A 25,744-nucleotide genomic window follows, 5' to 3' on the forward strand; every position below is an offset into this window, starting at 1 on the left:
CTCCTGTTATTGTTTTTTATTTAATACAAAAGTAGTGTTTATTTGGCAATTACACCACTTATTCAAATTCTGACTTCAAAATTTGAACCACTTCTTTAATGGTTTCCTCTTCAAGGTCGGTGCGTTTTACCAAATCTTCTACTGTAAGTGCTAATACACTCTTAGCAGTATCGCAACCGATAGCCTTTAATTCATCAATGATCCAGCTATCAATCTCATCTGAGAATTCTTCTAAATCAACATCCTCATCGCTCTCTTCTCCAGCTTCACGATACACATCAATTTCATAACCGGTTAATTTACCAGCTAACTTAATATTGTGTCCGCCACGTCCGATTGCTAATGAAACCTGATCTGGTTTTAAGTAAACCGATGCATGTTTGGTCTCATCATCCAATTTAATAGAGGTGATTTTTGCCGGGCTTAAAGCACGGGTAATGTATAATGAAATATTATTGGTGAAGTTAATCACATCAATGTTTTCGTTTTTCAACTCGCGAACGATACCGTGGATACGTGATCCTTTCATACCCACACATGCGCCAACCGGATCGATACGATCGTCGTACGATTCAACAGCAACTTTAGCACGTTCTCCTGGTTCGCGAACAATTTTCTTAACGGTAATTAAACCATCGAAAATTTCAGGAACTTCCTGTTCGAACAGGCGTTGCAAAAATTCTGGTGCTGTTCTCGAAATGATAATTTTCGGATTGGCATTAATCATTTCTACTTTAGAGATTACTGCTCTTACAGAATCGCCTTTTTTGAAATAATCAGCTGGAATCTGCTCTGTTTTAGGCATTAAAAGTTCGTTACCTTCATCATCTAAAACCAAAGTTTCTTTCTTCCAAACCTGATAAACCTCACCTGTTACAATTTCACCTACTCTATCTTTATATTTTTTGAAGATTTCGTCTTTCTCTAATTCCAATACTTTAGATACCAAAGTTTGGCGTGCAGCTAAAATTGCTCTACGGCCAAAGCTTTCTAAAGTAATCTGCTCGATATAATCATCGCCAACTTCTAAAGTGCTGTCTAATTTAGAAACTTCAGCAAGCTCGATCTCTAAATCATCATCCTCAGAAAATCCATCTTCCATTACTTTTCTCGTTCTCCAGATCTCCAAATCCCCGTTATCCGGATTTACGATAACATCACAGTTTTCGTCTGTTCCGTATTTCTTACGCAACATGCTACGAAAAACTTCTTCCAGCACACTGATCACTGTTGGGCGATCTATATTTTTGAAATCTTTAAACTCTTGAAAAGAGTCGATCAAATTAATTGTTGTAGTACTCATTTTTACTTAAATGAAATTAACACACTTGTTTCTAATATATCATTAAACGGAATAGCTGTTTCAATTGCTACTGCCTTTTTCCCTTTTTCTTTAACCGATTCTTCAATCAGCAGGTTATTTTCTGTAACTGCAAGCAGTTTTCCTTCCTTTTTTAATCCTTCTTTCAGCTTAACGCTTACCGTACGGCCAATATTTTTATTGTATTGACGGATTAATTTTAAAGGCTCACCAACACCCGGAGAAGAAACTTCTAAATTATAAGCCTGTTCTATTGCGTTTTCTTCTTCGAGATGAAAACCAACATGCCTGCTTATGGCCACACAATCCTGTATGCTAATGCCTTCGTCGCCATCAACATGAATAATTAATTTATTGTTTGGCAACATTTTTACTTCAACCAAAAACAGTTCTGGCCGATCTGCTATTTTTTCCTCAACGAGGGCTGCAACTCTCTTTTCTACCTGCATATTTTAACCTGATTTCATAGAAAAAGGGGACACTGTCCCCTTCTCTTTTCTTCGATTACGATGCAAATGTAGTAATTTTTTAGAAAAAATCAAACACCTGCGCTAATTATTATGCTGATTATTACCGCTTAAGTGTTTGTCGCTGCGCTTTTAAGTTCTGCTTACCCTTCCCCATAATCAGATCGCCTGCGGTTGCAAATTTTATTCCGATGTAACTCTCAACCAGGTATTCTTTACCCTTAAGAAAAGGCTGATCGGGATTAAATACAAGCGAATCGCCAAGTACTTTAACCTTACCAGGTACTTCCAGCTCATCCTGTATACTGTCCAGATCGCCTGGTTTTATCAAAACAGAAACCAGATTAAGTGTATCTGCATTAGCCTGATAGGCGTTTTTAACCTGTAACAGACTCGCCTCATCAATATTTTTAATTATTATTGATGAACTATCCTCAGAAAACTTAATTATTGGCCTGTTGTTTGTATTCGAACATGAAAGTGCAAATAGGGCAATAACAATTGCGGCCTGGTATTTAAAAAAGCATTTAAACATTTACAAAAATAAACAATTATGAGATTTATTATCGAAATCCTTTTAACAGGACTGGCGTTTTTTATAGGCGCAAAACTAGTTCCGGGCGTAAACGTTGATGGTTATGGAAACGCAATTATTGCCGCCGTGCTCATTGCACTGGCAAATGCAACCATCGGGTTTATTTTAAGGCTATTCACATTCCCTATTAATTTCTTAACGCTCGGATTGGTATCATTTATCATTACTGTATTAATGATTTTACTGGTTGATAACATGATGACCTCTTTTAGTACTTCAGGCTTTATTTCTGCGGCATTTTTAGCAATTGTTGTAGCCCTGATTAAAGCGGTATTTAGCGCTGTAGCTGGGGAGAAAGAATAAGTCTGGAGTCCAGAGTCCAGAGTCTATAGTCTTGAGTCGTATCAGACTAAGGACTACCGACTCTGGACTAATCGATTACCTTATCACTTCTCTTGAGATCACCATCTTCTGTATTTCAGATGTACCTTCGTAAATCTGAGTAATTTTCGCATCGCGCATTAAGCGTTCTACATGATATTCTTTCACAAAACCATAACCACCATGTACCTGTACCGCTTCGATGGTTACATCCATTGCCACTTTCGAGGCATACAGCTTGGCCATAGAACCCGCTTGTGTATAAGGCAAACCCTGATCTTTTAACCAGGCCGCTTTATAAACCAATAACCTGGCGGCTTCAATCTGTGTAGCCATATCGGCCAGTTTAAAAGCGATGGCCTGATGTTCTGAAATTGGTTTTCCGAATGATTTACGTTCTTTAGCATACTGTGTGGCTAACTCGAAAGCACCCTGTGCAATACCTAAAGCCTGGGCCGCAATACCGATCCTTCCACCCTCTAAAGTTTTCATGGCAAATTTAAAACCGAAGCCATCTTCGCCAATCCTATTTTCTTTTGGCACTTTAACATCGTTAAACATTAAAGAATGGGTATCAGATCCGCGGATACCGAGTTTATTTTCTTTTGGTCCAACCGTAAAACCTTCCATTCCCTTTTCTACAATAAAAGCATTAATACCTTTATGCCTTAACTCAGGATGGGTTTGTGCAATAACCAGATAAGTTGATGCGGTACTTCCGTTGGTGATCCAGTTTTTTGTACCATTTAACAGATAATAATCACCTTTATCCTCAGCAGTGGTGCGTTGCGAGGTAGCATCAGATCCGGCTTCGGGCTCTGATAAACAAAAAGCCCCTATTTTTTCTCCAGCCGCCAACGGCTTTAAATATTTTTCTTTTTGAGCTTCGCTGCCGTAGGCTTCTAATCCGTAGCAAACCAATGAGTTATTTACCGAAACCACTACTGATGCAGAGGCATCTATTTTAGAAAGCTCTTCCATAACCAGCACATATGAAATGGCATCGAGTCCGCTCCCGTTATATTTTTCGCTCACCATCATCCCCAAAAAACCAAGTTCTCCCAGTTTTTTTACCTGCTCGGCCGGAAATTTCTGATGTTCGTCTCTTTCGATTACGCCAGGTTTTAGTTCTTGCTGCGCAAAATCGCGTGCAGCCTGCCGGATCATTAATTGTTCTTCACTTAATTCAAAATGCATAACATTTATGTATAAAAGGTTAGTAAATCAAATGTAGCATTTATGATCCGAATTACTATGGCTGCATAGTAATTTATTTTTAAATTGATTTTGTTGTCAGCTGTAATAGGCATGGTTTGTCACTGCTATAAAATCGATCTGGTTTATTATTTGAAAAGCAGAAGCAGTAAAACTTCGGTTCCGATAGCCCTGCCCTTGGCTTAATCCAGATGAAGAATCTGGATAACGCTGTCGGTCAGGTTTATTTAACCAAGAATAGTAACACCATTTAGCCACCTAAACCCGGCAGTAGCGGCAGCTCCAGATCCTTCATCTGGACTATAGCGAATGACGGGACAGGAATCGACCTAAAAACCACTAACCAGCTTTCCTGAAACGACTATTTAATTGTTTGCTTTTTTTTGGAAAGCAAAAGCAGCCATATTCGGTTTCGATAGCCCTGTAAAGAATTACTTTGTTTCCTTCTTAGTCAAGATCAGGAACAAACTCAAACTCCCTAAAACTAAAATCAACAAAACCTGCGAAGAATGGATAATGGTTGAGTAAGCCAACCCATCTTTAAAAGATATGCCATATAATACCAAGGATTGGGCAACCATCCAATGGAAAACACCAATACCGCCCTGAACTGGTGCTGCCATGGCAAAACCAGAAAAAACAATGGCTGTAAATGCGGCATTAAAGTGTAAGCCCGCGGTAGCTTGGATAGCAGAAAAAGCAAAATACATGGAAAGTGAGTAGAATAGCCAAATACCCAGGGTATAGGTTAAGAACAAACCTTTTTGCTTTAGTTTACTGTAAGAGCCAAAGCCCTGACGAAGGTTTACAAAAATCCGCAGGAATTTATTACTGAATTTTTGACGGAGAAAATAGATTGCGACGACAATAAGGGAAAGCAAAACAAGGCCAATTCCAAGCAGCCATAAATAATTAATGGCACCTAATTTTTTAACGAGGTTAAGATAAATGACATTGTACAAAAAGTCGGAAACGATATCATATTGAAAGGTCACCATGGCTACACTGGTGAGAAAAAGCACCAGTACATCAAAAAGCCGTTCGGTAATTACAGTGCCAATGGAGGCAAACATAGGTACCTTTTCTGCTTTATGAATAACAGAACAGCGGCCAATCTCACCAAAACGGGGTAATGCAAGATTGGCCAAGTAACCGATCATGACGGCGTGGTAGGCATTCCAGAAACTTACTTTGTAATGGATAGACTGATAGAGCATCTGCCAGCGCAAAGCCCTCAATACATGGGCAATTAAAACAGCAACAGCAGAAATAAACACCCAAAAGTAATTGGCTGTTTTAATTTCCTGCCAAATCTTTTCTAAATCCTGACCCCGAAAAGCTAAATATAAAACCCCTACTCCTATTAAAAACAGGATGATATACTTTAGCGCTGTTTTGAGGTCGAATATCACAAGGTTATTTTAGCAAATGATTGTTATCGTCAGGAAAAACCAATATTGGGTTATATTTTTTAGCTTCTTCTATCGGCAATGAGCCGTAAGACATAATGATCAGAATATCGCCAAGCTGTGCCAAACGGGCTGTAGCACCATTTAAACAAATGGTTCCGGTACCGCGTTCGCCTTTAATTACATAGGTTTCGAAACGTGCACCATTATTATTATTTACAATCTGCACCTTTTCATTAGCGATAATGTTAGCTGCATCCATCAAATCTTCATCTATCGTAATACTGCCAACGTAGTTTAACTCGGCCTGTGTTACCCTAACACGGTGTATTTTCGATTTTAATATTGTGATAACCATTCGGCAAAGTTAGTAATCAGTTTGGAGTTTCACTAACAGAAGATGTAAGAGTGATGTAATATGGAAAATGGATGATGGAAAAAGGATCATAACTACCTCATCCATCTTACCGCTCCCATTTTACCTTATTTTATAATCATATTATCAATTAGCCTGGTCGATCCTACTTTCGCAGCAACCAGGGCAACTAAGTTATTTTCGTCTGTTGATTTGGCAGGCTCGAGTGTATTCCCGTTGGCAATTGTAAAATAATCGAGTTCTACACCATCAATATCCTGATAGAAGGCTTTTGCCTTATCTACCAGTTCTGCAAGTGAATATTCATTAAAATGATCGGTAACGAATTGCAGCGATTTACTCAGCACGAGCGAATGTGTGCGGTCATCGGCTGATAAATGGATATTCCGGCTACTCATGGCTAAACCATCATCTTCGCGGATAATCGGACAGGTAATAATGGTGATGGGCAGCTTAAAATAAGCCAGCATATTCTTAATCATTAATACCTGCTGGAAATCTTTCTGTCCGAACATGGCCACATCGGGCTCAACGGCATCAAACAGTTTTTTTACAATCTGCGTTACGCCCTGATAATGGCCTTTTCTAAATTCGCCTTCCAATAGGAATTCGGCATTACCCAAATCAATGTGCCAGGCTTCGTCGGCCCCTGCAGGATACATCTCCTCTACATTAGGCATAAACACCCCGTTACAACCGGCATCGGCCAACATGGCCAAATCGTGTTCGATTGGGCGCGGGTATTTCTCTAAATCTTTAGGATCAGTAAACTGTGTTGGATTTACGAAAATGCTACAGATAATGATATCGGCATTTTGCTGTGCCAGTTTTATCAACGATATATGGCCATTGTGCAAGGCACCCATAGTAGGCACAAGTGCTATTTTTTTACCTGATGCTTTTAAGGGTTTTAAAAAAGCCTTAAGTGCTGCTTTGGTTTTAAATATTTCCAATTTGGACAAACTAAATTAAAGCCGTAAAGGTGTAAATTAATCTAAACGAAACCAAACAAATGCTTGCTATATTGATAAATAGTATTATTATGCTTACCTTTGCAGCTCATTATCTTTTATTTAACTTAATATTTTCTTAGAATATGGAGATGGCAAAAACGAAGCTGCTGATTGTTACACACGAGATGTCGCCTTTCCTCGAGCTTACTAAAATTTCTGAAATCACGCGCCAATTACCACAAGCCATGCAAGAAAAAGGATTCGAAATCCGCATCTTGATGCCTAAATTTGGTAACATCAACGAAAGAAGAAATCGTTTACACGAAGTAATCCGCTTATCAGGAATGAACATCATTATCGATGACAACGATAATCCTTTAATCATTAAAGTAGCCTCCATCCCAGCTGCGCGCATGCAAGTTTATTTCTTAGACAATGAAGAATATTTCCAACGCAAACAAGTATTTAGAGATGCGAGCGGAAAATTCTTCGACGACAATGACGAACGTACAGTTTTCTTCTGTAAAGGCGCATTGGAAACGGTTAAAAAATTAGGCTGGGCACCAGATATCGTTCACTGTCATGGCTGGATGAGTGCACTAGTACCTGCTTACATTAAAACGACTTATAAAAACGATCCTACTTTTAAAAATTCGAAAGTAGTATATTCTGTTTATGAGGATGGCTTTACAGAGAAATTAAATCCTAATTTTTCTAAGAAAGCAGTGATGGCCAATATGACTGAAGATGATACGAAAGCATTCTTGCCTTCTGATTGCGACAGCATGCACATTGGTGCCATAACACACTCAGACGCAGTTGTTTTAGCAGATGAAAACCTAAATAAAGATGTGTTAAAATTTGTTAAAGATTCCAATAAGCCAACATTAGCTTTTAACTTAACCGAGAATTTTGAAAACTTCTATACTTTTTATGAAGAAATTTCGAATGACGAATTGGTTTCACTTGCTTAATTAGGTATTATTATTTTAAATATGAAATTTACAAAACAAGACTTATTAACCCTGTTGATAGGTCTTTTTCTTTTTGCATCATGCAAAAACCCTGATGGTGTGGGTTTAGATGTTGATCCAGCTACAGCCATTACCGGAACGCTGGTGGTATCTCAGGTGAAGTCTCAACTTGTAAAAGAAGACGCCGCCAATACCTACGGATTAAACCGTTATCCATTGGGATATATGGTAGACCCTACTTTTGGAAAAACGGAAGCTGCTTTAGCCTTAACGGTTTACCCGGTGAGTACGAGTTACGATTTCGGTACTTCTCCGGTATTAGACTCTGCAGTTTTGGTATTAAAAATTGATACAACCTCTACATTAACCAAATTTTACGGCGATACCACCAATTCTAAATACAGTATTGATGTTTATCAGTTAGCCAATAAGGTTACAACTTATAAAAGTTCTGATGTACAGGCCATCAACAATACACTCTTAGGTAACTTTACAGGTAAACTAGCACCAAATACCAAAAGAAAGGTATTTGATATTGTTACTGGTAAAGCCGATACTTTAAAAACGGTACCTGCGCAAATCAGAATCCCTTTAAACAAGGCATTTATACAAAACGCCATATTAAACTTAGGTACCACAGGAACAGCCACAGATGCGAAGTTTATAGAATCGTTTAAAGGTTTATATGCACAGATCAATAAAACATCTTCTACAGGTGTTGGCGGGATTGCATTCCTTAACTTTTCGGGAACTGACTCTTACCTGCAGTTGGTTTGGAAAAAAACGAACTCATCAAACGGGATAGATACAACAAGTGTAAATTTCCCTGTAGGCAGGTTAGTTTCAAACTCCAGCGGAAGTGCAACTTTAATTTCAGGAGTAGCGGCAAACATTAAACACGATTACACAGGCACAGAAGTGCAAAAACAAATTGATGTTGCAGTTCCAATAGATCCAGCGCCACAATATAATGTAACGTATTTACAAGGCTTGGCTGGTGTAAAAACCAAACTCACTTTCCCACAATTGACAAGCTTTACAAGCACTTATGGAAAAGCAATTATCAACAAGGCAGAATTAGTGGTTGAGCTTGGCGAAAGTGCGCCAGCATATCCTTTTAATGCTGCTCAACGACTTTCTTTATACCGCTGGGATATTGCACAGCAAGCTGCTGATATACCTGATTATGCAACGTTTTCAAGCAGCGCTTCTGGTGGTGCATCACTTTTTGGCGGTTATTTTGATTCGTTAAAGAAACGCTACATCTTTATTGTAACCAGTTATGTGCAAAGCTTAATTGATAAAGACGTGGAAGATTATGGCACATTCCTGGCCCCTACATCTTATACCGATTTTCAGAAAGCACCTAGCGCCACTTCTGCTGAAAGATCGATTATTGGTGCCAGCAATGCAACTGCAAGTAAGATCAAGTTAAATATTTACTACACTAAAATTAATTAACGGTTTTAGTGCGATCACAAAAAACTCCTGCCAGTCTTGCTGGCAGGAGTTTTTTTTGCCTCATGATTTTAGCTTCATGAAATAAAAGGGCATAAAAAAAGCTACCCCTCATCAGGTAGCTTATTTTATGTATTTAAACGCCTAATTAAAACGGAAGGTCTCCATTTTCATCTGATGGACCAATGGTAAATTCATCTTCAATTTTTGCTTCAGAGCTTTGATGCGTTGGTGTAGTCGGGCTTTGCTCAAAATCACTTTTTCTGCCTAACATCGTAAAGTTTTCGGCCACAATTTCTGTTACATATTTTTTAACCTTTTCTTTATCTTCAAAGGATCTTGTTCTTAGCTTACCCTCTATATAAACCAGTTTGCCTTTCTGCAGGTATTTCGAAGCTACTTCGGCCAGGCCACGCCATAACACAATATTGTGCCACTCCGTTTGCTCTACTCTCTTACCGTCTTTGTTGTATGTTTCCGATGTAGCTAATGGAAAACTGGCTACTGTTACGCCACCGTCTAAATGTCGCACTTCAGGGTCTTTGCCTAAGTGGCCTACTAAAATAACTTTGTTAATCCCAGACATAAATATTTTTGGTTAGTTGTTTCGTTTTCTAAATGCGCACCGAATAAGATGGTTAGTTACTCCATATGTTCTTATAAAAATATTCCTGAACAAAATCATGGATTACTTTTGGTTGCGGTAACTCATCTAATTTACTTAAAGAAACCCAATTAAGTTCCTTTTGTTTACTAAAGTTAAATATATAATTTTTTAATGCAAAAAATTGCACATGGATTATTTGGTGAGTTAATATGTGTTTTTTGGCGCTTATAAAAGTAAAACTGGCCTCATCTCCGAATGCAGATTTTACCTGACCGACGAATAATGGATCGCTCCATTCGTAGGCTTCCTTTGTTTCCATACCAGGAAAATCATATAAATGCTGCCATATGTCTCCTGCCTGCCGTTCCCTGATTAATACTTTTTCACCTTCAAAACAAACAAAATAATTGATATAGCGATGTTTTTGTTCGGCTTTACGGATTTTAACCGGAAGCACATTTACCTGACCCTGGTTAAATGCATAACAGTTCTGGTTAAGCGGACAAATACCACAATTGGGCGATTTTGGCTTGCACTGCATGGCCCCAAATTCCATAATCGCCTGATTATATAAGGCCGGGTCTTCTTTGTACAGCAAATCATTTGCAAGCGCATAAAACTCTTTTTTGCCGGCCGGGCTATTAATTGGGGTAGCTAAACCATAGAACCTGGAGAGTACCCGAAAGACGTTTCCATCAACCACAGCCCGTGCTTCACCCGACGAAAATGAGGAGATGGCAGCAGCGGTATATTCACCAATTCCTTTCAATTTTATAAGCTCATCATGCAGATTTGGGAAGATTCCATGGTAATCTTTCACCACAATTTGAGCAGTGGCATGCATATTCCTCCCCCTTGAGTAATAACCCAGACCTTGCCAAAGCTTTAAAACTTTAGCTTCGGTAGCACTGGCAAAATCGGCTACTGTGGGGAAATTTTCTAAAAACCTGTTAAAGTATGGAAGCCCCTGTTCTACCCGTGTTTGTTGTAAAATAACCTCTGATAACCAGATGGTATAGGCATCCCGGGTATGCCTCCAGGGCAAATCTCTCTTGTTTATTAGGTACCAATTGATGAGTTCATTTTGAAAAGTCATTGGTGCAAATTACGGTCTATTTATCCGATTAAAAAAAAACTTGCAATTGCCTGATAAGTCTGGCAATAAAAAAATCATCTTTTATTTCCCTATCTCATTAAAAAGCAATACTTTTGCAACCCCAAAACAGTAGTAATATTAAAACATAATAATATAATAAATAATAAAATATGACTAAGGCAGATATTATTTCAGAAATATCAACAAAAACCGGAATTGAGAAGGTTGATGTACAGGAAACAGTTGAGGCATTTTTCAAGGTTATCAAAACCAGCATGATTGGCGGTGAAAATGTATACGTTAGAGGCTTCGGAAGCTTTGTTGTTAAAAAGAGAGCGCAAAAAACTGCGAGAAATATCTCAAAAAACACTGCAATAATTATCCCTGAACACTTCGTTCCTAGCTTTAAACCAGCAAAAGTATTTGTTGATAAAGTGAAAAGTAATTCAAAAAAAATTAACGTAGAAGCCTAAGTCTTTAATATATGAATAGCAACATCAGATCTAAACAAACCATTGTTATTGGAGCGATTGTATTGCTTGTTGCATTCTTATTTACAAGAGACATTAAGGGTTTGGTTAAACCAACGGAAGAAAATGGAAAAATGCCTTCAAGTGGCCAAATGGCCGGAGCAGCTTCTCCATCAACAACATCGGTACTAAACCTCGAAACTTCGTCTACTGCTGCAAAAAATGTGATCAATAAAAATTTGGCTACAGACATTACAGCTTTAGAAAATAGCTACAAAGGCGCAAATGGCGCAGAAAAGATTGAACTTGCTAAACAACTGGCCCAGAAATGGGATGATGTTGAACAAATTACTCCATCTGCACTGTATTTAGAAGTTGTAGCCCAAGGCGAACCGTCATCAAAATCGTGGTTAGCTGCAGGTAATCAGTTTATAAAAGCTTTTGAAAGCACACAAGATAGCATAGCGCAGCCTGTTTTATTGCAGAAAGCCAATGCATCTTACAAAAATGCACTAGAGAAAGACTCTACAAACATTGAAGCTAAAACAGGCTTAGGTGTAACCATAGTAAACGGCTTAGGCGCACCAATGCAAGGTATTGCCATGTTGTTAGAAGTTGTGGCTAAAGAACCTAAAAATGTAAAGGCAAATATGAATTTAGGATTGTTCTCGATAAAATCAGGTCAGTTTGACAAAGCAATTCCTCGTTTTAACACCGTAATTGCCACTGCTCCAACCCCTGAAGCCTATTTTTATTTAGGAACAGCTTTAGAAAATTTAGGCAGAAATAAAGAAGCAGTAAATGCTTACCTATCAAGCAAAAAATTAGCGGCTAACCCAACCTTATCTTCATTCATTGATAAGAAGGTGGCTGAACTAAAGAATAAAAATTAATTAACAGATTAATAAAAACATTTAAAACTTAAAACTATGCCAAGCGGTAAAAAAAGAAAGAGACATAAAATGGCTACCCACAAACGTAAAAAACGTTTAAGAAAAAACAGACATAAGAAAAAATAGTTTCTTATTTTGATAAAGCCAGTTAAACCTCATAGTAAACACTATGAGGTTTAAACAATTTATATGATTTTTTTTATTGTATATCTTTTTGGCTACATCACTGTTTTTATTTACTATCCATTTGTTAATAGGCGAAAGCCTTAAATCTGTAGCTGTTGGTAAAAGAATTAATTATCAATTCGACTCCTGCCGGAGTTACCATAGCGTTGATTGAAGACAAACAACTTGTTGAGCTTCACAAAGAACAAATCAATAATAACTACGCTGTAGGCGATATTTATTTAGGCCGCATTAAAAAAATTATGCCCGGCCTGAATGCTGCTTTCGTGGATGTTGGTTATGAAAAAGATGCTTTTTTGCATTACTTTGATTTGGGCCCTCAGGTGCAATCTTTAATTAAGCTAACGAAGATCAAGCGTAATGGCTCGGTTACAGGCACATTATTAGATAATTTAAAGCTAGAAGCCGATATTAATAAGGCAGGCAAAATTTCTGATGTGCTCAGTAAAAACATGCTCCTCCCTGTACAAATTGCCAAAGAGCCAATTTCTACAAAAGGTCCGCGTTTAAGTTCCGACATTTCGATTGCCGGCAGGTATGTGGTACTGGTGCCATTCTCCAATACCATATCTGTATCAAAAAAAATTAAAAGTAATACCGAACGTAATCGTTTAAAAAAGATTATTGAAAGTATTAAACCTCAAAATTTTGGGGTTATTATCAGAACCGTTTCTGAAGGCAGAGGGGTTGCCGAAATGCAAAAAGATCTTTTAGATTTAATTGCTAAATGGGAAAACTTCATTAAAAAAATGCCATCTACCGAACCTTCAAAAAGAGTTTGGGGAGAAATGGACAGATCATCAACGTTAATCCGTGATATTCTGAACCCTGATTTTACAAACGTTTACGTAAGTACACCAGAGCTGTACGATGATATTCGTTCTTATGTTCACGATATTTCTCCTGAAATGGAAAAGATCGTTAAACTGTACAAACAGAAAGAACCTATCTTCGATCATTTCGGTGTAGAAAAGCAGATTAAAAATGCTTTTGGAAAAACAGTAAACTTACCAGGTGGTGCTTACCTTGTAGTAGAGCACACTGAAGCACTCCACGTCATAGACGTGAATAGTGGAAACCGTACTGCCAGTAAAGAAAACCAGGAGGAAAATGCTTTACAGGTAAACAAAGAGGCGGCTAAAGAAATTGCCCGTCAATTGCGCCTGCGCGATATGGGCGGTATTGTGGTAATCGATTTTATCGATATGCACAAACCAACAAACCGTAAAATGCTATTCGATTATTTGCGTGAGCTGATGTTATTGGATAGAGCCAAACACACTATTTTGCCTCCAAGCAAATTTGGTTTGGTACAAATTACCAGACAACGTGTTCGTCCGGAAATGAATATTGTTACGGTAGAAAAATGTCCGGCCTGCGATGGGACCGGAGAAATTAAAGCGAGTATCGTTTTAATGGATGATATTGAGAACAACCTTAATTATATTTTAAGAGAGCAGAATGAAAAAGGTGTAACACTTTGCGTACACCCATACATCGAAGCTTATATTACAAAAGGCATTTTCAACCTTCAACGCCGCTGGTTCTTTAAATATGGCCAATGGATTAAAGTTAAGGCACAATCATCATATTACTTAACTGAGTTTCACTTCATCTCCGCAAAAGATGAAGAGATTAAATTATAACTCAAAACACATTACAGAAAGCCTGGATTTTTAAAATCCGGGCTTTTTTGTTTTAGAAAAAAGGAGATTAACCTAAGTAATTTAAACCTGACAGCAGCGGGCATCCCGATTTTCCATCGGGATAAAGCGAATGGCAGGGCTTCCGGAACCGATAAACAGAGAAACCTGCTTTCCAAAAAAACAACAATTGTATTCTCTAAAAATCATCTATTGATTAGAAAAGCAAATACAGAAGCCATTGGGTTATAGCAGCCCCGCCATTTGTTATAACCCCGATAAAGAATCGGGGGCTGCCACGTCTGTCGGGTTTAGAACCGAATGGTTCATCTAAGTAACTCAAACCCCACAGCTTTCACAAATTTGCGGGGTTTATCAAGGAGAAAGGTTAAATTCGTAATCTAAAATTTTAATCAATTGGCAAAATCAAAAAGTGCATTTTTCTGTCAGAGCTGTGGCTACGAATCGGCAAAATGGTTGGGTAAATGTCCATCATGTAACCAATGGAACACCTTTGTAGAAGAAATAGTAGAAAAAAGCTCAGCTGCTGTTCCCACCTGGAAAAGCGATACATCTAGTCGTAAATTAAGCAAACCAAGTAAAGTTGATGAAATACAATCATCAACAGAACGTAGAATATTAACTGGAGATAAAGAATTAGACCGCGTATTGGGTGGTGGATTGGTAGAAGGATCGCTGGTATTAATTGGTGGCGAACCGGGTATCGGAAAATCAACCTTGATGCTTCAGCTTGCGTTAAACCTAAAAGGAAAGAAACTCCTCTATATTTCTGGCGAAGAAAGCGAGCAGCAGATTAAAATGCGGGCAGAAAGGATCCAGGAAAGCCCATCATCCAACTGTTACATTTTAACCGAAACCTCTACACAAAATATATTTAAACAGATCGAAATTCTGGAGCCCGAAATTTTAGTGGTAGATTCTATCCAGACTTTACATTCAGCTCATATCGATTCAACCCCGGGCAGCGTATCGCAGGTAAGGGAATGTACCGCCGAACTTTTGCGTTTTGCAAAAGAAACCGGTGTACCGGTATTCCTTATCGGCCACATCACTAAAGATGGCGCCATTGCAGGGCCTAAAATCCTCGAACACATGGTCGACACCGTTTTGCAGTTTGAGGGCGACAGGCACCACGTTTACCGCATTTTAAGATCGATTAAAAACCGTTTTGGTGCGGCAGCAGAATTGGGGATCTACGAAATGCAAGGCAGTGGCTTAAGGGAAGTTTCCAATCCATCAGAAATTTTGTTATCACAGCGCGACGAAGAGCTGAGCGGAATTGCCATAGCTGCAACCTTAGAAGGCGCCAGACCCATGTTGATTGAGACACAGGCCCTGGTAAGTTCGGCAGCATATGGAACTCCTCAGCGTTCGGCAACAGGCTTTGATACCAAAAGGATGAATATGCTCCTGGCTGTTCTAGAAAAACGCTGTGGTTTCAGGTTAAGTACGCAAGATGTTTTCTTAAATATCGCCGGCGGAATCAGAGTAGAAGACCCTGCAATTGACCTGGCCATATTGATTGCCATCATCTCATCGCACCAAGATATCGCGGTGTCTTCAAAAAATTGTTTTGCTGCAGAAGTAGGTCTGTCAGGAGAAATCAGGGCAGTAAACAGAATCGAACAACGCATTGCCGAAGCTGACAAATTGGGTTTCGAAACCATTTATATCTCTAAATACAACCTGAAAGGAATTGCTACAGAAAAATACAACCTTGAGATTAAAGCAGTAAGTAAAATAGAAGAAGTGTTCAGTCTTGTTTTTGGATAGATAAAGTTGGGGAAACCGCTCAACAACATTCCTCACAAAGCAGAGAATATTCCACATTTCTACAACATCATCGAGCATTAATAAACCTGGCAAAAAACAACAACTATCTGAATACAAGAATATTAAATCCAATGAAAACAAAAATTAAAATTTTGGATTCTGGTTTGCCTATAAAAATTGAGATGTAAATCATAGAAAGTGATCTACACGATTATAGGGATGATTTTCCTCGTTAATGGATGTTAACGAGGATTTTTTGTTTCCATTATTTAGAAAAAATTTAAATAACTTTGATTAGATTATAACCGGATAATAATAAAATCATGAAAAAAATCATTTTAAGCTTGAGCTTTTGCCTGTTTACGGCATTGTCATTTGCTCAAACCGCATATACTGGTCAAAAATTTGGCGAAGAAGTTAAACCAGGTGATGTAAAACCAGCTGCAAAAATGGAAGCTGCTATGGGGGATAAAAAAACCGCCGATATGAAAATCGAAGGCAAAGTAGTGGATGTGTGTAAGAAAAAAGGCTGCTGGATGACGTTAGAAATGCCTAACGGCGATCCAATGCGGGTAACTTTTAAAGATTATGCATTCTTTATGCCAATGGATATAGTTGGCAAAAAAGTAGTTTTGGATGGCATAGCGAAGAAACAAAGCATCTCGGTAGAAACTTTACGCCATTATGCAGAAGACGCTAAAAAATCTCCTGAAGAAGTCGCTAAAATTACCGATCCTAAAAAGGAACTCGCATTCGAAGCTAAAGGCGTGGTGATTTTAGATAAATAACAAACTTAGTGGTCGCCAGCTTGAATTTATTTCCGGGTCTTAAAGATGCTGAAATAAATTCAGCATGACGATAAAAAAAAATAAACCCCGATACAGCTATTGCATCGGGGTTTATTTTTTATGGCTGATGATCTTTATATCACCCAGTTCCAACCAAATTCGTCAGGTGCTAAACCATAACGGATATCGTTCAGTTTTTTAGCAATGCCGTTAGAAATATGTCTGGTTGATGGATCGGTCAATTTATAGATCTGACCATTATAGCCCATTTCGCCTACATGCGTTACGGTAGCTGCAGTTCCTGCGGCAAAAGCCTCGGTTAAGCTTCCGTTTTCGATTCCTTCGATCACTTCTTTAACGGAAACCCTACGTTCTTCAACTTCTACTCCTGCATCTTTAGCCAGTTTGATAATGGTATCACGTGTTACACCATCCAAAACGGTACTGCGTACTGATGGCGTAACCAATTTACCATTAATTACAAAAAGTAAGTTCGCTGTTCCAGCTTCTTCAATAAACTCATGTGTTACAGAGTCTGTCCAGATCAATTGATCATAACCTTCTTTTTTAGCTTGCTCGAAAGGATATAACGAACGCGCGTAATTACCTGCAGTTTTGGCAAAGCCTACTCCACCCTCATCTGCACGTGTAAATTCAGTTTCGATTTTAACCTTTAATGCACTGCTGTAATATGGACCAGTTGGGGTGGTTAATAAAGCAAACTTATAGGTATCAGATGCTTTAACACCTAAATAAGGATCCATTGCAAACATTACCGGACGGATATATAATGCATAATCTTCCTGATTAGGCACCCATTTCTCATCAACGTTGATCAATGCCGCCAAACCTTGCATAAAAATTTCTTCAGGTATGCCTGGCATCGACATTCTTGCCGCCGACTTGTTAAAACGTTCGAAATTTTTATCTGCACGGAACACACTAATCTTTCCATCTGGCTGACGATAAGCTTTTAATCCCTCGAAAATTGCCTGTCCATAATGAAGTGCAGAAATTGCCGGACTCATCGGAATCGGGCCATAAGGAAGAATCTGTAAATTTTTCCATTCGCCATCTTCGTAGTCGGCAGTAAACATGTGATCGGTAAAAACCTTACCGAACGGTAATTGCGAAAAATCAGTAACAGTCAAACGTGTTTGGTCTGCTTTTGTGATTTTTATATCTAATGTCTCGGTCATACTTTTATTTTTTTGAATGAGTAATTGATTGAAATGATGGCGTGTTTTGCGCCTCAATTCTCTAATTCAGTAATTCACTCATTCTGTCATTAATTATTTCGCGCAAATTAAGAAAAAACAGGCTTTTTTAATAGCTTTTTACAATATTAATCTTTGTTTTTGAGTGTTTTAAGTACACTAAGCACCCAGCCTTTACCCCACTCTTCCATTTGCTCACCGGTCCATAAGAACGGATAAAAAATTCTTTTTTGAAAACGCGGAGGCAGGTACTTTTGCCAGTTGGTTCCGCCTGTTGCAGCAATATCAACGGGATCTTTTTCCAAATAACGTACGGCCGATTTATAGTGCGATAATGGCCACTCAACATTTACGTACAAATCAAGCTTACGTAATTCTTCTGCAAGTGCAGTAACATCGGCACCATTTGCTTGCAACTGATGGTATAAAGCGGAGAAATTGGTTAAAGTACGATCTTTGGCCAGCTGTAAAAACTGTGCCGCATACTTTTTAATAAATTGCTTTAAAGTTAAAGTTTGCTTACCTGAAGCCAGTTCGGTTGCACCAAATTTCCAGTAAATATTTTCGAATTGTTCTTCTATGCTTGCCGTACTTAGTTCTTCACGTTTGGTTTTATCTACTAATCGGATAAAATCCGTAGCGCAGATCTCGATCATTCGGTACTGACCCGACTGGAACCCACTGGCAGGCAATAACGACATGCGGAATTTCAGGAACTGTTCTTTTTCCATACCATCAACCATCACCTCGAAAGAAGTAGTTAAAGCATTGAAATAAGCATTAATCCGTTTTACACGTGCAGTAAAAAATTCGACAGTTAAATTTTCATGCTCCGCAATCTGCCTGCATTCGTGCAGCGCAAGCTTAAAATAAAGCTCGGTGATTTGGTGGTACATGATAAAAATCTCTTCATCAGGGATGGGTGTTTTAGGATTCTGCAAGCTCAGCAAAGTATCCAAATGAATGTAGTCCCAATAGGTTAAGAAATCGGCATATAAAAGTCCATCAAGGTATGATGCCATATCTTGCCCCATTGCGGTGTACTTTTCCTGTAGTTGGTGTAGTTTGTCTTTTATTTCGGGTGTGAAATCCATTGTTTAAAGTTAGCTGCACAAAGGTGATAAAGATTTTGCAACAAATAACTAAATTTTATACATTTGAAACGATGGCGATGGAGTACCGCCAAAACCGCCCAAACAGGCTGATGACTCCTACGATTTTTATTTAAAATTGAATTCAAATGCCTGTTAAAAAACTAACAGAAGGATTTCTTCTGTCTATCAAACATTTTATTAAACGCGACTTCGGATTACTCTTCATTAGCACTTTAAAGTGGCTGTTTATCTCTGCAATCCTGGGTGGGATTATTGGTTCAGCTTCTGCTTTATTTTTAGAAACTTTAAACTGGGCAACCCATTACCGAGAGCAGCACCTCTGGATAATCGCCTTTTTACCAATCGCAGGGCTACTCATCGGCCTGGCTTACCATTACTGGGGTGCAAGCGTTGTAAAAGGCAACAACCTCTTGATTGAAGAATTGCAATCACCCAAAAATGTGATTCCGCTAATCATGGCACCACTCATTTTTGCAGGCACAATTATTACCCACTTATTTGGTGGATCGGCAGGAAGAGAAGGCACAGCGGTGCAAATTGGCGGAGCCTTTGCAGATCAGTTTACCAAACTGTTTAAACTTAAAGCCAGAGATAGAAAAGTGATCCTCATCTGTGGGATCAGCGCTGGTTTTGCTTCTGTTTTCGGCACACCATTGGCAGGAGCTGTATTCGGATTGGAGGTTTTTGTTATTGGAAGTTTAACCTACGGCGCTATTCTCCCTTCATTTATCACGGCAATTATTGCCGATTATATTTGTAAGGCATGGGGGGTTGGTCATACGCATTATTCCATATCCCTGGTACCGGAGATGAATTCGGTTAATTTATTATTATCCTTAGGGGCCGGAATATTATTCGGACTAGTGGCCAGGTCTTTCTCGGCCTTAAATCACGGTTTATCAAACCTTTTCAGCAAAATTAAATACCCGCCATTAAGGCCGTTTATAGGTGGAATAGTTTTAATCGGCATTATTTACCTGATCGGAAATACCCGATACATTGGTTTAGGCATTCCGGTTATTTCAGCATCCTTTGTACAACAAGAAGCGTATTATACATTTGCGATCAAGTTATTTTTAACTGCATTTACCCTTAGTGCAGGGTTTAAGGGTGGCGAGGTAACCCCACTTTTCTTTATGGGCGCCACACTGGGTAGCTTTTTGAGTTTCTTCATCCCCTTACCCTTGGGGTTATTGGCAGGAATGGGCTTTGTGGCGGTTTTTGCAGGGGCTGCGAACACACCTTTGGCCTGTATTTTTATGGGTGTAGAGTTATTTGGTACAGCATCGGGAATCTATATCGCCTTAGCCTGTGTTACTGCTTATCTGTTTTCAGGCCATACGGGAATTTACCGGTCACAAAGCATCGGTGCACCTAAACATTTGCTATTGAAGAGGCATCAGTTTTTGAGGTAGAGCGCGTGAGGCGTACAGAGAAAAGTGTTATTGTCATTCTGAACGCAGTGAAGAATCTACAACAAATGAAGCACTAAAAGGCAGCACTCTAAAAAAGATTCTTCGTTGCACTCAGAATGACAGATTTTAACAGGAAGGTCGTCATCTCGACCGAAGCACAGTCCCGAATTTTCGAGAGAGATCTTTTAAAATAGATTTCTCGACTGCGCTGCACTCCGCTCGAAATGACGATACTGATTAATACAGCACCCTAAACTTTATTGTATGCTCGATCTTTTTGAGCGATTTAAACAATTGTTTATCGTACTCAGCATTGATATCGGTAATGGCGTAGCCAATCTCAGGATTGGTCATTAAAAACTGGCTCACAATATTGATATCGTGTTTGGCAAAAACAGTGTTGATTTTCGCCATAATACCCGGAACGTTTTTGTGAATGTGAATTAAACGGTGCGATTTCTCAATTTTCGGCAATTGCAGATTTGGGAAATTACTACTTAAATAAGTTGCTCCGGTATTCATAAAATCGGCAACCCGTTTCGGGATAAAATCGATATTACGTGGATTATTTTTAGGGTCATCAAAAACAACAATGCCCTGTTTGGTACATAAATCAAGGTCTATTTTATTTTTTGCATTACCTAAATAACCAATGGTTTTTAGCTTAGCTGCATTTTTTAACTGTTCCTTATTAATCTTTTCACCATCAGCCAAAAGGATAATGCCCACATCTTTTACGTACTTATCTTCAAAAGAGGTTTTATGCCTAATCGATAAACCATCATTTTTAAGAATTGCAATCGTTAAGGGATCAACGTCACCAATAACCAGACAAAGGATTCTGTTTTTAGGATAAGAAATGGCACGCGGCAGATCGTTTACGTATAAAAATTCGTCGAAACTTGGGGTTACGTGATCGGCTTTTGAAACAATGCTTTCACGGGCAATATTCTCAGTAAATGCAAAAAACTTATTGATGATCCCGCTTTCACGCAGTTGAAAATCAGAATAGCCATCTCCAATGCCGAATAACTCGCCTTCGAGTTTTAAATGCTGAAGTAATTTTACTTTACCACCTTCTTCACTTAAAGGATTGGCATGATCGTAATCTATAATTTTACCATCACCAGTGGTTACAAAAGTATTGGCATAAATATTTTCCTTTTTAATGTGGTACTGGCTTACTACTGGGGTGATAAATTCTTTAAATCCGCCAGAAACAATTAACACCTCATCGGCATGTTTTTTAAAAAACTCGGCATTACGCGAAAAAGAAGTAGATACCTTCTTTTTTAAATGTTTGATGAGTTGTTTTAAATGATCTTCATTTGCCTCAAGAAGTTTAACACGTTGCGCTAAACTTTCGGAGAAGGAAAGTTTCCCTTCCATGGCAAAATTGGTATAATCTTCAATTTTTTGAAAAATCGCCTCTTTATCGGGGTGGTTCTTTAGCGAAATTCGGGCAAGTTCATCAAGTGCTTCTACCTGTGTAAAGGTACTATCAAAATCGATGATGTAATAGGCTTTCTGTTTGGGCATTATCTTAAATGTTGGGTAATTTCTTTTATGCTTTCGGCAACCGGCTTAAAGGTAATGCCTGTTTCCGTTTTTACTTTATGGTTATTGTAATAACTTAAGGTTACACTGCTCTTTGCCGCATCTTTAGTGATGGAAGGCTGATTGCCCGTAAATATGGATGCAAATTTTAGTGCCCTCCAGGCTATTCCGAGCATCCATGGCTTTGCTTCTTTTGTTGGTGCTTTAACGCCAAAACCCTGTGCAATTTCGCTGAACAGCGCTTTATAATGATAATCGTCGGCAGAAATGATATACCGCTCTCCCGAAACTTCGGCATCCATTAACAGGATCATTGCTTTGGCCACATCCTCCACATCAACAAAACCCGATGCCCCATCGGTATAAAACGGAAAACCACCTTTTACCAGTTTAAAAATAGCGCCACTCCCTTCAAAGCCGGCATTTTTACCTATAATGACCGATGGATTAACAATAATGGCATCTAAACCCTCAGTAATGCCCCGCCAAACCTCCATCTCGCCTTCGTATTTAGACAAACCATAGGCATGTGCTTTGGCATCGTATTCCCAAAAGTCCTTTTCGGTAATTTTATTGCCTTTTTTAGCATTACCCAGTGCCGCTACCGAGCTGACGTGCAACAAGCGGCAATTATTTTCTGCACAAAGATTTACAATGTTCGAAGTTCCTTCTATGTTGACATGAAAAAGTTGCTTTTTATCTTTCGGGTTAAAAGATACAAATGCAGCGCAGTGGTAAACTCTGGTCATCCCAATAAAGGCATCTTCCAGTGCAGATGGCTCATTAATATCAGCCTCAAACCATTCAATAAGTGGGTTATTCTGGATTAGCGACGGAATTTTAGATTTCTCCCGCCTCAAGGCCCGAACAGCTAAACCCTTATCGGTTAACTGCTTAATTAATTCAGATCCTAAAAATCCAGTTCCTCCGGTTACCAGTATCATTTTATTTTTTTCGAGCTATATGTGGAAATACGCATTCAAAAATAGATATTTGAGCCGAGAGTTTTAAATATATGTCATTAACGGATTTCTTTTCCCCAATAAACCCCGATAGTTTTACACCCACGCAAGGATTTTTTACAAGTCAGCTGGGGTTAAAAGCGCAGATTTACACCAAATCGTTTCCCGATTTTGAGGAGCATACCTACGATTTGGCAATTTTTGGGGTACTTGATGGAAGAGGTGCTGTGAATAATGAAGGTGCTGCCCTGGCGCCCGATTATTTTAGAGAGAAATTTTACAAACTCAATGAAGGTGCTTTTAACAGCAGGATTGTCGATTTAGGCAACATTAAACATGGCGCAACCATTGCCGATACCTACATCGCCATCAAGATGGTGGTTTCGGAGCTGATTAAAAAAGACATTATTCCGATTATTATTGGTGGCGGACAAGACTTAACTTATGGCCAATACCTGGGTTACGAAGATTTAGAGCAAAAAGTAGATCTGGTTATTATTGATAACCAATTTGATATTGGCGATGATGACCATGAGGGAATTGCTACGCGATCGGATTGTTACCTGAACAAGATTTTCTTACACCAACCCAATTACCTTTTCAATTTTAGCAATGTTGGGTATCAAACTTATTTTGTAAATCAGGAAAGTTTGAGCGTAATGGATAAATTATATTTCGACGTACACCGTTTGGGCGAATTTGCCCAGGACATTACCTTAACGGAGCCGATAATCCGCAATGCAAACATGATTAGCTTCGATATAGGTGCTATCCGCTCTGCCGATGCTGCTGCTAATGCGAACACCACGCCAAATGGTTTTGATGGCGAAGAAGCCTGTCGCATTGCCCGTTATGCAGGCATGAATGATAAATTAACCTCAATTGGCTTTTACGAGTTTAATCCTGCCTACGACAATAACGGACAAACAGCCTTCTTACTTGCTCAAATGGTATGGTACTTTGTGGATGGGTATTACGCCCGCAAAAAGGATTTCCCGCTTACCCCTAAATCGCAGTTTATGATCTATCGAACCAGTTTAAAAGATGGTTCGGGGGAAATGATGTTTGTAAAAAGCAAAAAATCAGACCGCTGGTGGATGCAGGTTCCTTACCCATCTGGTCAATCTAAAAATGAACGCTACCATCTGGTACCTTGCAGATATGATGATTACCAGACTGCCGTTAATGGCGAAATGCCCGATTTGTGGTGGAGAACCTACCAAAAATTAAATTAAAAACTATGTAATTTCAAAGTTGAAGCTATGTAATTTCAAAGTTAAAGCTATGTAATTTAAAAGTTGATGTTGTATATCAATGTCTTTTGTTGTATTTTTAATTAAAAAATCGGCTTATTACTTTTGGCAAGATAGCAACACCAATGAGGTGGATTTACTCCTGCCAACAGATAACGGCTTTTCCGCATTTGAAATCAAAGCGACACAAACCATCACTTCTGATTTATTTAAAAACCTAGATAAATTTGAGTTAAATGCAAGTCTGCAAAAAGTGGAAAAAACATTAATTTATGGAGGCTTGGATAACCAAAAGCGTAGCAGGCATAAAATATTAAGTTGGAAATCCATGACGTAAGATGGTATAGTAATGATGAATATTATGTTCAGATAAATAATCTATCATAATTTTACACAGCGATTTACGTTTTAGCGGTACAGATTTTTATATTTGGCAAAAGATTAACTAACCCCTACATGAAAAAAATATTATTATCTGCAATGGCACTATTGCCTCTTGCAGCTTTAGCCCAAAAGCCATTTACCGTTACCGGCGACATAAAAGGATTGAAAACCGGAGATAAGGTTTATTTAATCTATCAAGGTGACGGAAAAAATACTACCGATTCTGCAACAGTAACAAATGGTGCTTTTGCATTTAAAGGAACATTGTTGAGCCCGGCACAAGGAAGTCTTTTCTTAAACAAAAATCCTTATGTTAACCGTCCGGCACAAGGCGAAAAATTAGATGCTTTATCGCTTTATGTAGAGCCTGGTAACATTAAACTGGCCGCAGCAGATTCATTAAAAAATGCAACAATTACAGGTTCTCCCGTTAATGCTGATGCAGCGAAGTTAAACGCATTAACCAAGCCGATAAATGATCAGCTTATGGCTATCGATGCAGAATACAGAGGTTATACAGCAGAGCAAAAACAAAATAAAGAGTTAGTAGGTGCACTGAGAGCTAAATTTGAAAAAGCATCAGAAGGAATGACCCCACTGTTATTGCAATTTGCAAACAACAATCCAAAATCATTTATCAGCTTAACTTCAATTAGTCAGCTGGCTTCAGATCCTGATCAGGCTGCTGTAGCAGAAAAAGCTTTTGCAGGACTTTCGCCTGAGCTTAAGGCAAGTTCAACAGGTAAAAACATTGCACAGATATTCGAAGCTGGAAGAAAAACAGCTGTAGGTGCAATGGCCATGGATTTTACACAAAATGATGTAAACGATAAACCGGTAAAATTATCTGATTTTAAAGGAAAATATGTACTGATCGATTTTTGGGCTTCATGGTGTGGTCCATGCCGTCAGGAGAATCCTAATGTGGTTCTTGCTTATGAAAAATTTAAAGATAAAGGCTTTACTGTTTTAGGCGTTTCTTTAGACCGTCCGGGTAAAAAAGACGCCTGGTTAAAAGCAATCGCTGACGACAAATTAACATGGACACATGTTTCTGACTTAAAATTTTGGGAGAATGAAGTAGCCCAAATGTATGGTATCCGTTCAATTCCAGCCAATTTCTTAATTGATCCGACAGGTAAAATTATTGCTAAAGGATTAAGAGAACAGGCTTTACAAGATAAACTTCAGGAATTACTAGGCAGTAAATCGAAATAAGAAATACGCATTAAAAGAGAAAGTCCCAATCAAAAATTGGGACTTTCTTTGTTTTAT

25 protein-coding genes and 1 riboswitch are annotated in these 25,744 nt (G+C 38.6%); of the genes, 12 read left to right on the forward strand and 13 right to left on the reverse strand.

Translation table 11 applies throughout. The features are described 5' to 3' along the window. Positions 1 to 58 precede the first annotated feature (58 nt). The 3 genes from nusA to AC07YT_RS09645 all read right to left on the reverse strand — a co-directional run bounded on the left by nusA (position 59) and on the right by AC07YT_RS09645 (position 2,323). Positions 59 to 1,303 carry a transcription termination factor NusA gene (gene nusA, locus AC07YT_RS09635; protein ID WP_025143392.1) on the reverse strand — a complete coding sequence of 415 codons (1,245 nt, stop codon included), beginning with the start codon at positions 1,301 to 1,303 and terminating at the stop codon, positions 59 to 61. Positions 1,304 to 1,305: 2 nt separating this feature from the next. Further along, a complete protein-coding gene (rimP, locus tag AC07YT_RS09640) occupies positions 1,306 to 1,770 on the reverse strand; it encodes a ribosome assembly cofactor RimP (RefSeq protein ID WP_086548733.1) in 465 nt (154 codons plus the stop codon). A 121-nt stretch (positions 1,771 to 1,891) separates the two neighbouring features. Beyond that, complete coding sequence (locus tag AC07YT_RS09645; RefSeq protein ID WP_086548732.1) at positions 1,892 to 2,323, reverse strand: hypothetical protein; 432 nt, start codon at positions 2,321 to 2,323, stop codon at positions 1,892 to 1,894. A gap of 18 nt (positions 2,324 to 2,341) precedes the next feature. Here AC07YT_RS09645 and AC07YT_RS09650 point away from each other — a divergent pair, with 18 nt between their 5' ends. After that, positions 2,342 to 2,686 carry a phage holin family protein gene (locus tag AC07YT_RS09650; protein WP_086548731.1) on the forward strand — a complete coding sequence of 115 codons (345 nt, stop codon included), beginning with the start codon at positions 2,342 to 2,344 and terminating at the stop codon, positions 2,684 to 2,686. 75 nt (positions 2,687 to 2,761) lie between these two features. Here the strand turns inward: AC07YT_RS09650 and AC07YT_RS09655 are convergent, their stop codons facing one another. The 4 genes from AC07YT_RS09655 to panC all read right to left on the reverse strand — a co-directional run bounded on the left by AC07YT_RS09655 (position 2,762) and on the right by panC (position 6,657). Continuing rightward, complete coding sequence (locus AC07YT_RS09655) at positions 2,762 to 3,901, reverse strand: acyl-CoA dehydrogenase (protein ID WP_086548730.1); 1,140 nt, start codon at positions 3,899 to 3,901, stop codon at positions 2,762 to 2,764. A gap of 449 nt (positions 3,902 to 4,350) precedes the next feature. Continuing rightward, positions 4,351 to 5,331: a lysylphosphatidylglycerol synthase transmembrane domain-containing protein gene (locus tag AC07YT_RS09660; RefSeq protein ID WP_086548729.1), complete on the reverse strand. Its 981-nt coding sequence runs from the start codon at positions 5,329 to 5,331 to the stop codon at positions 4,351 to 4,353. Between the two features lie 4 nt (positions 5,332 to 5,335). Then, the gene (gene panD, locus AC07YT_RS09665) at positions 5,336 to 5,686 is read right to left on the reverse strand and encodes an aspartate 1-decarboxylase (RefSeq protein ID WP_029274491.1); all 351 of its coding nucleotides are present in this window, start codon (positions 5,684 to 5,686) and stop codon (positions 5,336 to 5,338) included. Between the two features lie 125 nt (positions 5,687 to 5,811). Then, positions 5,812 to 6,657, reverse strand: a complete 846-nt coding sequence (panC, locus tag AC07YT_RS09670; RefSeq protein ID WP_086548728.1) for a pantoate--beta-alanine ligase — start codon at positions 6,655 to 6,657, stop codon at positions 5,812 to 5,814. Positions 6,658 to 6,806: 149 nt separating this feature from the next. Between panC and AC07YT_RS09675 the strand changes: the two genes are divergently transcribed. Both AC07YT_RS09675 and AC07YT_RS09680 read left to right on the forward strand, forming a co-directional pair. Beyond that, positions 6,807 to 7,631 carry a glycogen/starch synthase gene (locus AC07YT_RS09675; RefSeq protein ID WP_478357921.1) on the forward strand — a complete coding sequence of 275 codons (825 nt, stop codon included), beginning with the start codon at positions 6,807 to 6,809 and terminating at the stop codon, positions 7,629 to 7,631. 21 nt (positions 7,632 to 7,652) lie between these two features. Then, positions 7,653 to 9,092, forward strand: coding sequence for a DUF4270 family protein (locus AC07YT_RS09680; protein ID WP_086548726.1), 1,440 nt, complete (start codon positions 7,653 to 7,655; stop codon positions 9,090 to 9,092). 145 nt (positions 9,093 to 9,237) lie between these two features. Here the strand turns inward: AC07YT_RS09680 and AC07YT_RS09685 are convergent, their stop codons facing one another. Both AC07YT_RS09685 and mutY read right to left on the reverse strand, forming a co-directional pair. After that, positions 9,238 to 9,675, reverse strand: coding sequence for a single-stranded DNA-binding protein (locus AC07YT_RS09685; RefSeq protein WP_029274486.1), 438 nt, complete (start codon positions 9,673 to 9,675; stop codon positions 9,238 to 9,240). A gap of 52 nt (positions 9,676 to 9,727) precedes the next feature. Continuing rightward, on the reverse strand, positions 9,728 to 10,792 hold the full coding sequence (gene mutY, locus AC07YT_RS09690) for an A/G-specific adenine glycosylase (RefSeq protein ID WP_086548725.1): 1,065 nt from the start codon (positions 10,790 to 10,792) through the stop codon (positions 9,728 to 9,730). A gap of 170 nt (positions 10,793 to 10,962) precedes the next feature. On the opposite strand from mutY, the gene AC07YT_RS09695 reads away from it, so the two are divergent. From AC07YT_RS09695 to AC07YT_RS09715, 5 genes are all read left to right on the forward strand, one after another. Continuing rightward, positions 10,963 to 11,265: an HU family DNA-binding protein gene (locus tag AC07YT_RS09695; RefSeq protein WP_025143406.1), complete on the forward strand. Its 303-nt coding sequence runs from the start codon at positions 10,963 to 10,965 to the stop codon at positions 11,263 to 11,265. Between the two features lie 11 nt (positions 11,266 to 11,276). Next, positions 11,277 to 12,155 (forward strand): tetratricopeptide repeat protein, encoded by an 879-nt coding sequence (locus AC07YT_RS09700; RefSeq protein WP_086548724.1) that lies wholly within the window; start codon positions 11,277 to 11,279, stop codon positions 12,153 to 12,155. A gap of 281 nt (positions 12,156 to 12,436) precedes the next feature. After that, entirely contained in the window at positions 12,437 to 13,987 is a 1,551-nt protein-coding gene (locus tag AC07YT_RS09705; protein WP_086548723.1) for an Rne/Rng family ribonuclease, read from the forward strand. Between the two features lie 414 nt (positions 13,988 to 14,401). Beyond that, positions 14,402 to 15,778, forward strand: a complete 1,377-nt coding sequence (gene radA / locus AC07YT_RS09710) for a DNA repair protein RadA (protein ID WP_086548722.1) — start codon at positions 14,402 to 14,404, stop codon at positions 15,776 to 15,778. A gap of 323 nt (positions 15,779 to 16,101) precedes the next feature. Further along, complete coding sequence (locus tag AC07YT_RS09715; protein ID WP_086548721.1) at positions 16,102 to 16,566, forward strand: DUF4920 domain-containing protein; 465 nt, start codon at positions 16,102 to 16,104, stop codon at positions 16,564 to 16,566. Positions 16,567 to 16,700: 134 nt separating this feature from the next. On the opposite strand, the gene AC07YT_RS09720 is transcribed toward AC07YT_RS09715, so the two are convergent. Beyond that, positions 16,701 to 17,765 carry a branched-chain amino acid aminotransferase gene (locus AC07YT_RS09720; RefSeq protein WP_086548720.1) on the reverse strand — a complete coding sequence of 355 codons (1,065 nt, stop codon included), beginning with the start codon at positions 17,763 to 17,765 and terminating at the stop codon, positions 16,701 to 16,703. A gap of 146 nt (positions 17,766 to 17,911) precedes the next feature. Then, positions 17,912 to 18,877, reverse strand: coding sequence for a tryptophan 2,3-dioxygenase family protein (locus tag AC07YT_RS09725; RefSeq protein ID WP_086548719.1), 966 nt, complete (start codon positions 18,875 to 18,877; stop codon positions 17,912 to 17,914). Between the two features lie 64 nt (positions 18,878 to 18,941). Beyond that, a riboswitch (Fluoride riboswitch) is annotated at positions 18,942 to 19,004 on the forward strand. Positions 19,005 to 19,023: 19 nt separating this feature from the next. Between AC07YT_RS09725 and AC07YT_RS09730 the strand changes: the two genes are divergently transcribed. Next, positions 19,024 to 20,313, forward strand: coding sequence for a voltage-gated chloride channel family protein (locus tag AC07YT_RS09730; protein ID WP_086548718.1), 1,290 nt, complete (start codon positions 19,024 to 19,026; stop codon positions 20,311 to 20,313). 237 nt (positions 20,314 to 20,550) lie between these two features. On the opposite strand, the gene AC07YT_RS09735 is transcribed toward AC07YT_RS09730, so the two are convergent. Both AC07YT_RS09735 and AC07YT_RS09740 read right to left on the reverse strand, forming a co-directional pair. After that, complete coding sequence (locus AC07YT_RS09735; RefSeq protein WP_086548717.1) at positions 20,551 to 21,852, reverse strand: HAD-IB family phosphatase; 1,302 nt, start codon at positions 21,850 to 21,852, stop codon at positions 20,551 to 20,553. Then, on the reverse strand, positions 21,852 to 22,814 hold the full coding sequence (locus AC07YT_RS09740; protein WP_086548716.1) for an NAD-dependent epimerase/dehydratase family protein: 963 nt from the start codon (positions 22,812 to 22,814) through the stop codon (positions 21,852 to 21,854). Before AC07YT_RS09740 ends, AC07YT_RS09735 begins: the two co-directional genes overlap by 1 nt. A gap of 71 nt (positions 22,815 to 22,885) precedes the next feature. On the opposite strand from AC07YT_RS09740, the gene AC07YT_RS09745 reads away from it, so the two are divergent. The 3 genes from AC07YT_RS09745 (at position 22,886) to AC07YT_RS09755 (ending at position 25,687) form a co-directional block, all read left to right on the forward strand. After that, complete coding sequence (locus AC07YT_RS09745; protein ID WP_086548715.1) at positions 22,886 to 24,067, forward strand: formimidoylglutamase; 1,182 nt, start codon at positions 22,886 to 22,888, stop codon at positions 24,065 to 24,067. A 79-nt stretch (positions 24,068 to 24,146) separates the two neighbouring features. Further along, positions 24,147 to 24,422: a DUF4143 domain-containing protein gene (locus tag AC07YT_RS09750; RefSeq protein WP_086548714.1), complete on the forward strand. Its 276-nt coding sequence runs from the start codon at positions 24,147 to 24,149 to the stop codon at positions 24,420 to 24,422. Positions 24,423 to 24,541: 119 nt separating this feature from the next. Then, entirely contained in the window at positions 24,542 to 25,687 is a 1,146-nt protein-coding gene (locus tag AC07YT_RS09755; protein WP_086548713.1) for a TlpA disulfide reductase family protein, read from the forward strand. Positions 25,688 to 25,744: the final 57 nt, after the last annotated feature.

This window comes from Pedobacter sp. GW460-11-11-14-TSB4, assembly GCF_059423705.1.